Genomic DNA, 15190 nt, shown 5'->3' with positions numbered 1-15190 from the left:
CGCAGAGCCGGCCAGCCGGACTGCGGTGTAGTATTAAATATCGGCTTTTCTTCGCTGTGGCGAAGGTATTCAAGCTTCGGGCTTCCCCTCGAGCGTGGCTTTTACCAGCACGGCGATCGCCCGGTCCAAAGCGCCGGCAAAGCCTTCGGGGTCCGTCATGGACAGCGGCCGGGATTCGCGGACCGCTTCCATGGCTTTGTCCACCGTTTCATCCCGAATCCCGGCGGCTTGCAGCAGCTCCAGCCCCTTCTCCAGCGTATCCGCCAGCCGCATTGGGCCGTAGGACTGGGGCTCGCGGTAGAGTGCATGGGCGCTGGTCAACACATAGGCCGCAAAATCCAGCAGCTGCTCCCGCATATCACCGGCCCTTAGGTTAGCTTCCGTAGCGTTCAAATGAAATCATCTCCTTCGGCGGCTTCGACGTTTTCGGACGCGGCGGCTTATCGGCGTAACCGAGGCTGATTAGAAGCTCCGGCCGGACTCCCTCAGGCAAACCGGCGATCGCGGCTATGGACGGTGCGTGGAACGAACGGACAGGACAGCTGGACGCGCCTAGGGATTGAGCGGTCAGCATAATGGCGGAAGCGGCGACGCCCAAATTAATAAACCGCAGCGTGTCCGCACTGTCTGCTCCGCCCCGCGCCAGCGCTTCCGCATGATTGCTGCAGAGAACGACCACTGCCGCCGGCCGTCCCGACAGTCCCTGCGCAAACCGCTTGATTCGCCGGATTTGGACCTCGTCCTGAACGATGACAAAATGCGATTCCTGAGCGTTGCTTGCCGACGGACTGTGGAGAATGGCTTCCTCGATCGCCTCCACGATATGCGGCGCGAGCCGCTCGTCGGCAAAAGAACGCGCACTGCGCCGTGCTTTGATGGTTTCCAGTACATTCATGGTGTTGTCCCCCTCTCGCCTAACGCAAGGCAAATCCTCTCTGCAGCAGAACTTCCCGCAAATTCTCTCTTAAGCTTGACGATGCCGCAATCGTCTCCGGTCTTGTGCAGCGCCTGGCCGTGTGCTCGCACCAGCCATAGTCCGCCCCCTCCTTTTCCGGCTCGCCGGCAATCGAGACCCGGCGGCCGTCGTACGAACGGCGTGCGATCATTTGCTCATCGTAAGCTTTCAGCCCATCGTCCAAAGCTGCGTCCGAATACTGCTCTTCATGAACCGTAACGCCCTTAGGCAAGCGGGGTTTAACCCCTCTGCGTACGCCTTCACGCTCATGGCCTACCGACAATCCGACCACGGCGAACATCCCTTCAGGAAGGCCAAGTTCTTTCGCCAGTTCCTCCGGGTGGTTGCGGACAGAACCGACCGGGACGGCGGCATAGCCGAGCGCTTCGGCAGCGACCAGGGCGTTCTGCATCGCCAGCGCGGCATCGACGGAAGACAGCAGGAACATCTCCAGCGTGTCCGCTTTAAAGACGTAGCCCTGCTGTTGGGTAACGTATTTGAGCCGATGGATGTCCGCGCAGAAGATCAGCATTACCGGCGCTTCCTGGATAAACGCCTGATGGCCGGACAAAGCCGAAATTCGCGATTTACGGTCCGCATCCCGGACAACGATGATGCTGTATGCCTGCAGGTTGGAGGAAGTAGGCGCGCTTCTGGCAGACGTCAGGATCGCATCGAGCGCGCCCGGCGGCACCTTCTCCGGCGTAAAACCCCGGACGGACTCATGGCTTGTCAGGACTCGGATCGTCCCGTTCAGCTGCGTTTCGTCCGGCAGGCTTCCCTCCAACTCGAAGCGGTTTGGTATCATGTTTCGGCTCATGTTTTGGCTCATGTTTCTCCCCCCCTAATGCGATGTGCATTCCGTAAAAACTAAAGGGTTCAGCCGTTCAATTCCCCGTTCTTCATGATTTGACGGCCGTCCAGATACACATCCGGCTTGCCGACGACGCAATCGATATGCACGCCTGCGGCTACGACGCCGCCGAACGTGTTGTTGCTGCCGAAGGCCACGTGAATGGTGCGGTATACCTTCTCGTCTTCCAGCACGACGCCGGTGATGCGGGCCTTCTCGTTCGTGCCGATGCCGAACTCCCCGAGCGAGCGGCCGTCCCCATCGCCGAGCATCTGCAGCAGCTTCTCACCCTCCGGTCCGCCTTCGGCCGCGATCAGACGGCCCTTTTCCACGGTCAGCACGATCGGGCCCGACAGCTTGCCAATGCCGGCAATGGAGCCGTCCACGACGATTTGACCTTCAGCCGTTCCTTCGACCGGAGCGATATAGGCTTCACCCGAAGGCAGGTTTCCGGATTGTCCCGGCTCCAGGTACATGCCCGTGCTGGGCACCCCGTCCCGTCCCTGGATGGAAAATTCCAGCGAACGACCGTCCTTTTCGATGCGCACCGTTTGGGCGCCTGTCAGCATTTCCGTCACTTTCTCGGTCAGCGCCTTGACCTGCGTATAATCGGCAGCAATGGCGCCTTCCAGGAACATGTCCTCGGTGATGCCCGGCATCGTGGCCAGACGCGCGCCGGCAGCTGCAGCCTGCTTGCGGGCCTGCGTATGCGTCAGCGAATGCTTCGTAATGCACACCACGACCTGTGCTTTGGCCATGGCGGCCGCGATCGCCTTAGGCGGCTCCTCCCCCGACTTTGCGCGCTCCTTCATGACCGCCAGCATCGACTCGGCACCAAGGCGCTTTCCAGCTTCGTGCAACGCTTCGGCCAGCTCCTTCCGGCTCTCATCGGTAACGACCAGGAAAGTCTCTCCGGATTTCAAGCCAAGGCAATCGGCCAACGTGTTCATACTGATTTCAACGATCTTTTCATTCATTGCGAAACAGCTTCCTTCCTTATGAAAAATAGGCTCTCGACCGGCTCAAATCATTTCCGATACGATTTTAGCCATAATAGCATTCGACAGGATGACCGGCAAGCCGGAGGCTTCGGCCACGATTCGGCGCGCTTCCTCCGTGTACCCCATGCAGTCCAGCAGGATCAGGTCTGTCTGGTCCATCAGCGCACGTGCGGCGGCTTCAAAATTTCCTTCATTAAAAATGTATGGCGAGGCAACGGCAAACACCGGATGAAGCCCATAGGGCTCAAACTTTGTCTTCATGCTGTCCTTCTGCTCTTCAAGCGGGACGATAACGCCCAAGCGTCTTGGGCCGACCATGGCTTTCACTGCCGGGGGAATAATATGATCCGGCTCGATCAAATAGGAAGATCGGGTCGCAAGTCCCGGAAAAACGCCTGTACATAGCAGTAAAATCTGCCGGATGCCCTGCTCTTCCATAGCATAAATTTTTTGCTGAAGGAGCGGCTGCATTTTGCTTCTTCCCATGACGACCGACTGCCCTGTCGTTAACCGCGAGGTGAGCGTATGATCCCCTTCCTCCGGCTTCAGCTTTGCGTCGATTTCTTCCTTGGTCATTCCGTCCAGCACTCCGGCCTGGACAATGTCCACCCGGCTTGGCAGATGCGCTTCTAAAATCGGCGTAACGTCCTTCCGCGGCGCCTGCCCGATCGTAATTACACCCAGTTTCGTCATACGGCTTGTCCTCCTCCAACATGATCAATATCGAATGAAGCTTCCCCATTTCACGCGGTCCGTGATCCTCTGTTATATCATGATTGAATCGTAACCGCCTGCCTGATAAGAAAAACGTCTAACGACGTGCCCTCAATGAAGCCAGACCGCATCTAGCGGAAGTTTTTCTTGCGATATAAGGAAGCACAGTCTTTCGAAGATGATACTTTGTTATATCTTCAAAAAGGGAAGACGGCCCTTGGCCTCTTCCCTTTTCCGTGATGACTCAGGCATTCCCCGCCGTTTGCAGCACCTTCATCGAACCGTACAGCTTGACGAACCGGTCATATTCTTCCGAATCATAAAACGCGCACGTACCGTTCGTTACCTCCTTGGCGACTTCCACCGCAAAGCGAACGGCGGCGGCAATGTCGATCTCGTGGCTGGCCCCCGTGCCGCAGCCCGGCACGACCGACTGCGCCGTGACAGCTACCCCAACGACCGGTGCCGAGGTGGCTACGGCAGGCTGCAGGATCGAATTGATGTGGTACAAGTCGTTGCCGTAAGGCGTAATGTCCTGCATGGTGATCGGAAACGTCACCGGCAGCAGTCCTGTCGTCATTTCCATAATGCGCAGCAGGTCCTCGCTCACCCGCAAAATATAACCTTCCTTAACGGTCGGCGAAATGGCGAAGCCTTTATGGTTGATCACGCGGTTGCCCTTCGTCGTGTCGATCGAGAGGACAGCATCCATCTCCGGCAGCACCTCATGGGCGTTCATCGCACCGATATCGACCGGCGAGTCCATAAAATCAACCGGCTCATGCGGACGGGTTGGAGCATCCGGGCAAATATGCGTCGTCACGATGACGTCGCCTTTTAGGCGGTCTCCCTTCACCTGCATATCCGCCAGCTTAAGCGCGGAAGCAACCGCCGCTACGGCCCCGTCGGCATCGGAGACGAGTCCCGTCCGGCTCGGACGGGCGCCGATGCCGCCAAGCCGTCCGACGATGCCAAGGGTCGGAACGGAACCGCCCCTCGACTTGCCCTCGGTTCCCGGAATGACGATTTTAATAAAATCGGTGCTTCCTTTTTCACCCGTTACTTTTTGTACGTGGGTGGAAACCTCCGAATAATCGGCGAACAGTGCTTTGACCTTCTCTCCCGTTACATAGCCATCATCCATCGCATCCAGCGAAATCATCGTTTGTTTGAGTGTCATACGTCCATTACCTCCATATTCTGTCTGTTGTGCAGGTGTCTTCTCCGTAACATTAGAACAAATAGTCCAAAACCGGCTTCTTGATAATGTCTTCCACCGGCAGCATCAACTTCTTGTTGCGCATCGTGCTGCTGAGCAGCAGCTTCTCCTTCGGCACGACAATCACGGCGAGCTGTTGTCCCTTCTCCAAAGCGGCGGTGACGATCGGCCTGGCTGACTTGGCGTCCAGGGTCATGATCAGGTCCGGGAATGTCGCGAAGCGTTCCCCGTCCTTTTCCAGCGTCATATATTCATTCCAGAACGTCATTTCGAACCCGTCGATCCATACCGTCCCGACATCGAATCCGCCCGTCGTCTCGATTTCGAAATCCGTCACTTCTCCGGCTGCAACGATCCGGCCGCCTAGCTTGCCGACAACCGCCTCGATGGCCGCTTCGCCTTTGGCGCCGAGCAGCGCCTGCCCGACCACGATGGCCTGCGAAATGGCCCCTGGGGCGCCGTTCTGCTTCGCATAGGCTGCGGTCACCGGATTTCTCGCCACAGCGACCAGGCCGCCCGCTTCAACGGACGCTTTGCGGACCATCGACGCCGCTTTGCCTAGGGAGCCCGAGATGCTGAACTCCAAATAATTGTCGCCTTTGCCGCCGATGGCCGTCTGGTGGGATACGTAATCTTCCACTTCGGTCAAATTCAGCGCGCCCATCGTTCCTGTCGGATGCGCCCTGCCGTTGCAGGCGAAGTCGACCAGCGGAATTCCCGTGATGACTGATTGCAGCCATCCGTTGACCGTTGTGCCGGCTCCGTTCTCGTTGGTGTGAATGGCCGAGATCGGCTGACCGAGCAAGCCGGCCAGCATGTCCAGCGCTTTGGAGTAGTGAATGGGCTTCAGATACTTATCCTTTGCCCCAGGGGCACCGACCAGCGATACGGTAACAAGCGTGTCGTCATCGGCGAACTCGTCGATGGTCCGCAGCTCAGGCTGCCCCAGCTCGAGCGCGAGCCGGCCGATCTGAAGGCCTTCCTCGATCCAGCCACCCCCGCCGCCGCCTAGTACCGCGCCGCCATAAACGGCGCTCTCCATCATTTTTTCATCCAAAGGTATACGTGCCATTGGTAATTCGCACCTACTTTCTGATTTTGAATATCGAGTTAAAGAAGCTGTACAGTGCGTCCCCTGCGATAAAACCGGCCGCCAGGATACTCATCGGCGTCTCGGCTTCCTTGCCTTTTACCTTCAAGACGACGATCCGGATCAGCAGACCCGCCAGGACAGCCCAGCAGGCGTTCGGTGTCGCAATGAGCAGGCCTGTAGCGAACATGACGCCGATCTGGCGTTTGGCGCCGCCGACGAGCTGTAGAATTGCGCCCGGAATGGCCCAAAGCAGCAGCTTCATCGCCACGTCGCCCGAGGTTCCCGCTTGAATCGTCGATACGTAGACCGTATCGATCGGCGGAACGAGCTTTTGCGAGAAATAGGAATTATACGTCAGTGCAACAACGATGACGGCCACGCCGAAAGCGATCATGCCTGTCATATACTGCTGTTTTCTGCCCCGTTTTTCAAATTCGGGATCTTCCCCGTTGCCGCGCAAAATGTACCCGGTTTTCAGGTCGTATCCCATGTCCGCAAACGCCGGGCCTGTAGCGGCGCTAAATCCGGCCAGCAGAGCCAGCGCGACCGGCGGAAAGCCGATCAGCATGCCGAACAAGAGCGTAATGAACGCGACGGCAAAGGCCGGGAACCAGCCGGAATGCATGGCCGCGATGCCGACGATAATTTCGTGCACAAACGCGGCAAAGGCCGCAAAGAACAGAAAACCTATCAGCATGCCGAGGGACATCTTCGTCATCAGGCCACCGATGATGGCAATGATGAGTGCAATGATCAGGTAAGCGACAAAGCCCAGTCCCAAGGAACGTCTCGCTTCACGCTCCGTGCGAGTGTACTTCGAGTCGTCGGCTTCTCCCTCCGCTCTTTTCGGCCGCTTGAAAATCAGGATCGCGGCTTGAACGAGGGCGACGATTCCTGCGCCGATCATGACGCCGTGGGCGATATACAGGGCTTCCACGTCAATGTTGAACCACGGAATGGAATATTGGCGGATCAGAAGACCGATGCCGAACATGCTGAGCGCCCAAATGTTGCCGATAAAGGCGACGCCGAAGGCCGACATCGAAATGTGGAAATAGGAACCGATGAGACCTAGCACCGTCCCGACGCCCAGCAGTCCGGCACGCTTGCCGCCCTTATCGCCGGCAATGATCGATTCGGCTGTCGCCACGCCTGGTGCCCACGTTCCCGATGCCGGGAACAGCTTCGAGTCGAACAGCTTGTACAACAGCGCCGCATCCACGAACATGGCCATGGCCGCGCCGATCAGCATCGGTACGATGAGTTTTGTCTCCCCCATCACGAACGGAATGCCGATCGGAATAAACAAACTGTTGGCCGCCCCGAACGTTGCCGAGGATATCGAGGTCTGGACCATGTTTTGCCGGTGCACCGACTTGTATTTTTTAAAGACCGCGATCGGAATCCTCGCGATGAGCATCGCCACCAGCGCACCGATGATGGCCGTATTTGGCGTAACACCAAGCGTGGTAACGATCTGTATCCCGACGATAGCACCCAGGATGCCGGTAACGATGTTGAGTATTAAGCCGAAGGGCTCAAAAATGCTGGGGTGCTTTTCTTTGCCGCCTGCTTGTTCTGCTTCGTGTTTTACTTCGCTCATGATAACGCCTCCAATATATATGAATTTCACTCGTTAGATAGATTGAACTAAAGTACATTCATTAGTACATTCGTTTCTTTAGTTCAATCTATATTGCAGGCCGATTGACTAGGATATGTTCATGCCATGCCACAAGCGGTGTTGCTTTTTGGGTCCGGACGATCATCGGAGGGGAAGGAAATATTCCTGCTGCCCGATCTGCATTGAGAAAAGAGATTCGATTGCGTCGCTTTCGGGGTAATACAGCACTGGTGAATCCGAGCGGTCAGGAAGCCGAAATAATCTGTTTATAGTAGTTGGCGGCCATCAGGCCTTCCGCTTCTACGATATCAATGACGGGAACCTGCAGCTCCTTCCGGATCACATCGGCAAACGAGATGGTAGAGAACCCTGTGCAAGCGAATACAATTGCTTTTGCTCCCTTCTCCACCAGAGAATGTGCCCCTTCCAGTGCCTTCTGCCTTCCCGCTTCCGTTAGCAAATCCGTCGTGTTCATCACGCCTTCAGGCCGGCAGTATCCCACGATCAGCTCATCCAGCAAAACGTTCATGACCGGCGGAATCCCTTCGGTGATCCCCATTAATCCGACGGGCTCGCCTAGCGAGAGAGCGACCAGAGCGGCCGAACTTCCGGCCCCGATGACGGGGATCGATACGCGGCTGCGCAGCTCACTGACGCCCGGGTCGGCGGCGCAGCTGACAATCAGCAGGCGGCAGCCTTCCTGCTCCATTTGGATGCCCAGCTCTACAATTTTCGGAAGGGCCAATTCCTCCGACGCATCATCGTAAATGCCAAGCGGTTGATCGGGAATGCTTCTGCTCATGACAGGGACATCAAATTGCTCGCGAATCATGTTTCCGTGCGCTTGCAGCACTTCATTATCTTTTGCCGTAAATACACGAATTAATCCTATCAAGTCAATCACCCCTTCGTTACTTTAAACTATTGATGTTAAAATATATTACATTAGATTTTATGCCTTTCACTACGATGGGACAATGTACTCACCCACCAAAACTAAAAACGACCCTTTGTGCTCCTGGCACAAGGGTCGCTCTGATCGACTAATGATTTAATAAATAAAATGTCGTACATAAGTACAGTTCGAATCGGCACCTTGGGTTATTCAAATCAAGGTCCATAATCGATTTGATCCGGTCCATCCGGTAGTTTACCGAATTTCGGTGAATAAACATCCGCCGGGACGTTTCGTTCAGGCTGCCGCCTGTCGCCAAATAATGATAAAGCGTCCTGACGTAATTTGTGCCGTGGGTCCTGTCGTGTTCAGCGAGCACGCCTACTTTTTCCTCGACGAACCGGTTTAGGCCGGCGGGGTCGGTCGACTCCTGGAGCAGCTGGATCATCTCCACTTCCGTGTAGGTGAACATCCTGCGCTCCTGGTTCAGCCGGTACCCGATCGACACCGCCGTTCGGGCTTCGCCATAGCTTCGGTGCGCCTCGACGAGAGAGCCGGGACGGCCGATGCCCATCCGCACTCCTTCCCACGAGCTCACCTGCCCGGAGAGGGCATCGCACCATGGCAGCGGCACATCCTTGTCCACGGTCCGGTACTCCTGCCCCGAAGACTTGGCGGAGGGCAGAAACAGCACGATTCTGCCCCCGTGGATTTGGAGCTGGGAACGGACTTTCCGAGCTGCGGACTCCTTGCGTATGAACGACTGAATATTGGTGACGACTGCGCTGTCCTCATTGTAAAAAGGCTCGTCCGCCTCAACGACGGCCACTTCCCACAGCCACTCGGGAGAAAGTCCAAGCTGCCGCCCCCTGGACGCCGTCACCCGCTCGTCGGACACCGTATTCAAAATGAGCTCTTCGAAAAATGTACCCCGCAGCCGGTTTTCCGTATCCTTGGCGATTTTGTTCCTCATCAGCTCCAGCGAGAAAACAAGCCGCGCCTGCTCGATCAGCATGAGATCCAGCTCATCCAGCTTCCGCTTCTCTACCACGAACTTGCCGAGCATTTTGTTGTCGACGCTGACCTCCCACTGATGATGTTTCCCCGAAGACCGGTAAGGATACCCTTCCGGCGACGAGGCCAGCACCTCACCGGCTTTGCCTATGATCCAGATCGGCGAATCGATCAGCTCGGACACATTGTCGGCGACGACTTGAATGCCTTTATTATTCAAAACCAGACGGGTCAACGCCTTATTGACCTCTTCGGCTCGCCTTAGCAGCACTGCCTGCCGGTCCAAAATTTGATCCATAACGTGATATGTTATGTCAATGTAAGCCATGCCGATGGGAAGCTGAATGATCGGGATATCGTAAAGATTGCTCTTGTCGATCATTTCCTGCGGGATGTGGGGAATGAAGCGTTCCGGCTTAATGGCCACCCCCGCCCCATTCACTTTAGCAAGCTGTTCGATCATTTCGACCAGCAGCTCCGGTTCGTTCCGGGTCGAATAGCCTGTCGTCAGCACCATCTCGCCTTCCCGTAACCAATTTCCGATATCGGGAACCTCCCAAATATCGATATACTGCACGATACGGTCCAGGCCGCGTTCACCGCTGATCAGCTGCGCATGCTCCATAACCTGCAGCTTCAGCATCTCCCTGACCGTCAAACCTTTCGGACTCATAGCCTTCACCTCGCGGTTCACGGATATCTGGGTGCAGTATGTCCTCATGTTTTTCGTAACCGCTTGAATATGCCCCCACTTCATTGTACCTTACTGCTTAGCTCGGATGCCATCGCTTTATAGCCGCAGCCAAAAGAAGGAAAGAGCTTACTCTCGGACATAAACAGCAAAAAACCGTTCAGCATCAGAACGGTTTCTTTAGAAACGGCCCGCCTGCTGAGCCATTTCGAACATATGAAAAAGGGGATTTAACGCTGCGCGCTCCCGTTACCGCTGCCGCACTCTGGAGCGGAACAAACGCGAGAGGATACCTGGCGATGGACTGTTCCAACCGCCATACTGCTGCACCGTGCTTTCCACAGGCCTTTCCTGTTCACGCAGCATCCGGCTCCTTCGTTTGTGCAGATCCGCGTGCTTGTATTCGATCAATTTCTCGTGTACATATTGTTGTTCCATCATATTTTTCTCCTCCGATCTATATTACGCATAGATGGGGAGGTGTTATAGCCTACTGGCGTGCTGACACTTTTTGTTTCGTGGCATCCGCGGCGTGTTCCGACCGTTTCTTAAAAATCACCTTACGGATGCTCTCCTGAGACAGGTGGAAAGCCTGTTTCAAGTATTCGATTGAATGACCTTGGCAATGAAGATCAAAGATCTCTTCGTTTCTGCGTTCGATCATTTGCCGTGTCCCGCTGTTTACACCCCATCCGACGCGTTCGTTGCTTCTCTTCGGGATGTAAATCAGCTCGCCCTCAATATGTTTCTGAAGTTCCTTCAGTAAACTAGGGGGAAGCACATCCCTCCCGTTTTTGTAATTCACGATAAACGTCCTCCTTAAACTTCAACAGATGTCCTTTTCCGACGGTTGTTGCAAACCCGCTAAATGCTTTGAACATGCTGTTTTCGCCTCCTTTCAAGTTATGTACTCATATATTTTAATAAACGGTATAAGGGGGACCGATCGGCCCCCCGATACTGCGGGGCTTCGCTTACGCGAAGACCACCTCGTATTGTGTGATCAAATTGCATCAGCCTCCTTTCGTATAGAATCGTCGGCCGTCCGACACCTTTATTAACTCATATTTTAGGAAATCCAGCAAGTGAAAGAACGGATATAAATATTCTTTACCTCTCCACTTATTCAAGGATATTTCCCAAACCTGGGCCTGCTCCGTGCTTACCGGAGCAGAATTCCCATCAGCAGGCCGCATTCCTGCCGCCAATAATCCGGCTGTCCCGGTACCTCCTGCAGCACTAATCCTGTCAGCAAAGACAGGTAGAGAAACAGCAGCCGGCGGGGATCTCCTTCGCGGAATTCGCCTGTTTCCTGGCCCTTGACCAAAATCGGAACCAACTTCTCGATCGTATCCTCTGGCGAATACCGTCCGATCATTTCCTTCGCCCGCTCCGGAACATCGCTGGAGGTTTGGGCCTGGTGGATGAGCAGAAAGGCATCCTTATTGTCACCTTCCAGCATAGCTTCAGTCAGGGCGCGGATTTGCTCAGCGGGGCTGCCCGGCATGCGCCCCAGCTCATGCATCGAGTGCTGCGCCTCCTCCATCGCCTCCTGCACGAGTTCGGTAAACAGCTCTTCCTTGGAGCTGAAGTAGCGGTAAGTTAGCCCTTGGCTGATTCCAGCTTCGGCGGCAATCATGCTCATTTTCGTTCCGTTGATCCCGTGGCGGGCGAACACCTTGAGCGCCGCCTTCTTGATCTGTTCCCTGCGTTCATCGTGAATTTGTTCCAACTGCTGCTCGTTCAGCGGTGCCACGTTTGGCGCCCTCCTTTTTGTCAGTCATACCTGCTTTTATTGTATCCGTCGTAAACCCGATCCGGCAAGGAGTCCGGTCTGCTCTTCACTCACCTGCCACAGACGGCTCGCGCCCGCTTCATCCCGCGCAGCTTCGGAAGGGGTCTGCAGCTTCATGTCCGCGTAATATCCGCCGCTCTTCAGCAGAAACTCCGATGTTTCGGCGAGCCATACGAGCGTCTGCGCCCCTTGTTCAGGCGTTCGGGAAAAAGGCTTCATGCAGGCCATCGTCAGCCGGGCCAGCCCTCCGTTGTCCTGGTTGAAGTTGGTCGCCACCAGGCCGGGATCAAAGCAGTGCGACGTAACTCCCGTCCCCTTGAGCCGTCTGGCCAGCTCGGCGGTGAACAAAATGTTCGCTAGCTTGCTCTGGGCATACCGGAGATTCGCTCCTCCAAGAAGCGCCTTTGATCCGCTATACAGGCGGTCACCGTTCAAATCGGTGAAGTCAATGCCCTTTCTCGCCATTTTGTGACCATGGGAGGAGGTTGTTATAATTCGGGCATCGCCGCTCTCTTTCAGCCGATCCAAGAGCAGGTTGGTCAGGAGAAACGGACCCAGATGGTTGACCGCCCAGGTCATTTCCAGACCCTCCTCGGACAGCTTCTTCTTGACAAACATCGTTCCCGCGTTATTGATAAGGCGGTCGATCCGCAGAACGCGGTCCAATATTTCGGCCGCTGCCCGGCGGATATCCCGCTGGGATGACATATCCGCAATGAAGCAGTCTACCTGGGCTTCTCCGTTCGTTATCTTACCCAGCTCTGCCGACAACTCAGCAGCTTTGCTGCGGCTCCGTGCCACGATGCCCAGCTTCGCCCCTTTCAGCACCAATGCCTTTGCTGTCGAGTAACCAATGCCGCTGGTGGCTCCCGTGATCACGATATATTTGCCTTCAAGCGTCCGGCTATTGTTGAACCCTACCGTATTGTTCATATTCGATCGACCGCCTTTTCTCACGATTTATGAATGAACCATTCATTCATTTGTTTACACTATATAATTCCTCCTAGGAAATGTCAATCATATTTTTTAAAATTGGTCAACAAACCGGTATCCAAAAAAGAAGACCGTCCCTTGAGAAAGGGACGGTCTCGTTCAATGCTATTTCCACCCGCTTGTGACGATATCCTCCTGCGGGTTGTTCAAATATGGCGGTACCGCATCCTGATGCATGATCCACAGCTCGTGCAGCGCGCGCGTACAGCCTACGTACATCAGCTTGGCATCCCAAGCCTGATTGCCGTAATGGGCAAGATCCGCATCGGCCACGATGACCGCGTCGAATTCCAGTCCTTTGGATAAATACACGGGGAGAACCGACAAACCGCCTTCATACGCCTTTTTGCCCCCGTCGATCAAATGCAGGTCGGGCATTCCTGGGGCGAGCTGCTCATACAGCCGGCTGGCGTCGGTAAGCGTCCGCGTTAGGATGGCAACGGTCCGGTATTCGCCTCCGGCCAGTTTCTGCAGCCCTTCCTGAAGGGAGCGGACCCTTCCGTCGTCCCCTGTGTGGTAAGGAAGGATACGCACCGGATTACCGCTGCGGAAAACGGGTACCGCAAGTAAATCGCTCTTCACGCCATTTTCCAGGATGCCGTTGGCGAATTCGATGATTTCCATCGTCGAGCGGTAGCTTCGCGTCAGGGCAAAGTAGGCGGTGTTCTCCGGAGCGAACAGCGAGCTCATTTCCTCCCAGCTGTGGACGCCACGGTAGGCATGAATCCCTTGAGATAAATCACCCAGGATCGTGAAGGAGTGGCCCCGCACGAACAAGTCCAGCACCGCCACCTGAAACGGGGAGAAATCCTGGGCTTCATCGATGACGATATGGTCGAAGCGCTGCTCTCCCGTAATGTCGTTCAGCAGGGAGTGCATGTAGAGGAGCGCCGGAAGGTCCTCCTCCCGGATGACATCCTTTTTCAAGTCGGACTGGGTGGATTTCAGCACCGCGGCAGGGATGCCGCTCAGCGCTTCCTCCGGCCAGCCGCCGGCGGTTTTGACCGCTTTGAACATCTGCTTGTACAGCAGGAGCGGCTCGTATTTCGGCCATTTGTTCGCATAGGACTTTTCACGCTGCGCCGCCTTCTTCTTCCGGTCCTTGAGCGCTGCCGCCGAAGGCGACTTCTTCAGCTCCATTTCGATCCAGCGGTGGATTCTGGCCATAACCCTTTCTTTTCGTTTCGCCAGCGGGTACGGCTTATATTCCTCATCGAACCAATGCAGGATCATTTCTCTAGGCAGGACCGCCCCTTCCCAAGGCATAAAATCGCCGGAAGGCACCGAGCTCGACTCCATGGATGACAAGCAGCCACGGATCATCTGCATGAATCTGAGCGATCCCTTGAACCGTCCCGGCACGTCATCGCTGATTTCCGGCATGCCCCCCGGCGTTTCGAACCAATACCGCAGCGTTTCTTCGTTATCGGCCAGCGGGAGGTCAAGCCCCAGCAACTGCATGGCCCAGTCCGCGAACGTGCTCTGCTGGATGTCTCCGACCCCGAGCTCGGGCAGCACGTCGGAGATGTAATCCAGGAACATGTGGTTCGGGGCAAAAATGATCATTTTATCCGCCGACACCTGGTCCTTGTACTGGTACAGCAGAAAAGCCAGACGATGGAGCGCCACGGTTGTTTTACCGCTTCCCGCCACCCCCTGGATGATGAGCGCCGTGTTCCGCGCAGCCCGGATGATCCGGTCCTGCTCCGCCTGGATCGTCGATACGATGTCCCGCAGGCGGTTGTCCTTGTTCTCGCCCAGCCGGTATACGAGAAACTCGTCGGACACGGCGGGCTGGTCGCTCTCGCGGTTGTATGTATCGGCTACCCTCTCCAAAATCTGCTTGCGGATCACTACGTTCCGCTTCAAATACACCAGCCCTTCGATAATTCCTTCAGGCGCTTCGTACGAAGCCGATTCGTCCCCGCCCGTAAACGAATAGAACAGGCTGGCTACCGGCGCCCGCCAGTCAATGACCATCGGCTGATCGCCGACTTCCGCTTGGTCCACGCCGATTTTCCCGATGTAGAGCGGCTTTCGCTCCCCGCTTCCTTCCTGAAAGTCCAGCCTCCCGAAATAAGGCTCCTGAAGGCTTTTGGCCAACGCCTGACGTTTTTCCTCCCGGCCCGCTTCCAATACCTGTTCCGTAAAATCATGCCCGGTATATACCGGAATGCCGCGCAGCCTCTCGAGCTGGCGGTCGATCTCGGCGATCGTTGCATTCAGCCTACTCTCTTCCTCTTGATAGGCACTTTGAAAATCGGTCTCCACTTTCAGTTACCTCCTAAAAGTATTAAGGAGCGGGTTAACCGCTCCTGCTCTTGTAAGCCAATGCTTAAG

The 15190-nt window shown here is 55.8% G+C and carries 15 protein-coding genes; all 15 read right to left on the bottom strand.

Going from position 1 to position 15190, the window contains the following annotated elements:
- Positions 1-69: 69 nt before the first annotated feature.
- Positions 70-393: a DUF6092 family protein gene (locus CJP46_RS32550; RefSeq protein WP_256992640.1), complete on the bottom strand. Its 324-nt coding sequence runs from the start codon at positions 391-393 to the stop codon at positions 70-72.
- Positions 374-895, bottom strand: coding sequence for a nitroreductase family protein (locus CJP46_RS32545; RefSeq protein WP_094599782.1), 522 nt, complete (start codon positions 893-895; stop codon positions 374-376). The genes CJP46_RS32550 and CJP46_RS32545 overlap by 20 nt, the downstream gene beginning before the upstream one ends.
- Before the next feature lie 19 nt (positions 896-914).
- Positions 915-1787 (bottom strand): NADPH-dependent oxidoreductase, encoded by an 873-nt coding sequence (locus CJP46_RS32540; protein WP_256992639.1) that lies wholly within the window; start codon positions 1785-1787, stop codon positions 915-917.
- 47 nt (positions 1788-1834) lie between these two features.
- A complete protein-coding gene (locus tag CJP46_RS32535; protein ID WP_094599781.1) occupies positions 1835-2785 on the bottom strand; it encodes an aminopeptidase in 951 nt (316 codons plus the stop codon).
- Positions 2786-2830: 45 nt separating this feature from the next.
- Positions 2831-3502: an AroM family protein gene (locus CJP46_RS32530; protein ID WP_094599780.1), complete on the bottom strand. Its 672-nt coding sequence runs from the start codon at positions 3500-3502 to the stop codon at positions 2831-2833.
- 265 nt (positions 3503-3767) lie between these two features.
- Positions 3768-4703 carry a DUF1177 domain-containing protein gene (locus tag CJP46_RS32525; RefSeq protein ID WP_094599779.1) on the bottom strand — a complete coding sequence of 312 codons (936 nt, stop codon included), beginning with the start codon at positions 4701-4703 and terminating at the stop codon, positions 3768-3770.
- Between the two features lie 52 nt (positions 4704-4755).
- The gene (locus tag CJP46_RS32520; RefSeq protein WP_094599778.1) at positions 4756-5814 is read right to left on the bottom strand and encodes an S-methyl thiohydantoin desulfurase family protein; all 1059 of its coding nucleotides are present in this window, start codon (positions 5812-5814) and stop codon (positions 4756-4758) included.
- A gap of 13 nt (positions 5815-5827) precedes the next feature.
- Positions 5828-7438, bottom strand: a complete 1611-nt coding sequence (locus CJP46_RS32515; protein ID WP_094599777.1) for an OPT/YSL family transporter — start codon at positions 7436-7438, stop codon at positions 5828-5830.
- A gap of 265 nt (positions 7439-7703) precedes the next feature.
- Positions 7704-8354 carry an aspartate/glutamate racemase family protein gene (locus CJP46_RS32510; protein WP_094599776.1) on the bottom strand — a complete coding sequence of 217 codons (651 nt, stop codon included), beginning with the start codon at positions 8352-8354 and terminating at the stop codon, positions 7704-7706.
- 148 nt (positions 8355-8502) lie between these two features.
- Positions 8503-10041 carry a PucR family transcriptional regulator gene (locus CJP46_RS32505; protein ID WP_094599864.1) on the bottom strand — a complete coding sequence of 513 codons (1539 nt, stop codon included), beginning with the start codon at positions 10039-10041 and terminating at the stop codon, positions 8503-8505.
- 267 nt (positions 10042-10308) lie between these two features.
- Positions 10309-10500, bottom strand: coding sequence for a hypothetical protein (locus tag CJP46_RS32500; protein ID WP_179281423.1), 192 nt, complete (start codon positions 10498-10500; stop codon positions 10309-10311).
- 49 nt (positions 10501-10549) lie between these two features.
- Positions 10550-10864 carry a CD3324 family protein gene (locus CJP46_RS32495; RefSeq protein ID WP_094599774.1) on the bottom strand — a complete coding sequence of 105 codons (315 nt, stop codon included), beginning with the start codon at positions 10862-10864 and terminating at the stop codon, positions 10550-10552.
- 357 nt (positions 10865-11221) lie between these two features.
- Entirely contained in the window at positions 11222-11815 is a 594-nt protein-coding gene (locus tag CJP46_RS32490) for a TetR/AcrR family transcriptional regulator (RefSeq protein WP_094599773.1), read from the bottom strand.
- A 36-nt stretch (positions 11816-11851) separates the two neighbouring features.
- Positions 11852-12787: an SDR family oxidoreductase gene (locus CJP46_RS32485; protein WP_094599772.1), complete on the bottom strand. Its 936-nt coding sequence runs from the start codon at positions 12785-12787 to the stop codon at positions 11852-11854.
- Positions 12788-12955: 168 nt separating this feature from the next.
- Entirely contained in the window at positions 12956-15121 is a 2166-nt protein-coding gene (locus tag CJP46_RS32480; RefSeq protein WP_094599771.1) for a HelD family protein, read from the bottom strand.
- Between the last annotated feature and the right edge of the window lie 69 nt (positions 15122-15190).

This window comes from Paenibacillus sp. XY044 (assembly GCF_002257645.1).
Lineage (GTDB): Bacteria > Bacillota > Bacilli > Paenibacillales > Paenibacillaceae > Paenibacillus_AQ.
The sequence above is the reverse complement of the archived record's forward strand: the minus strand, read 5'-3'. Positions and strand labels throughout refer to the sequence as shown.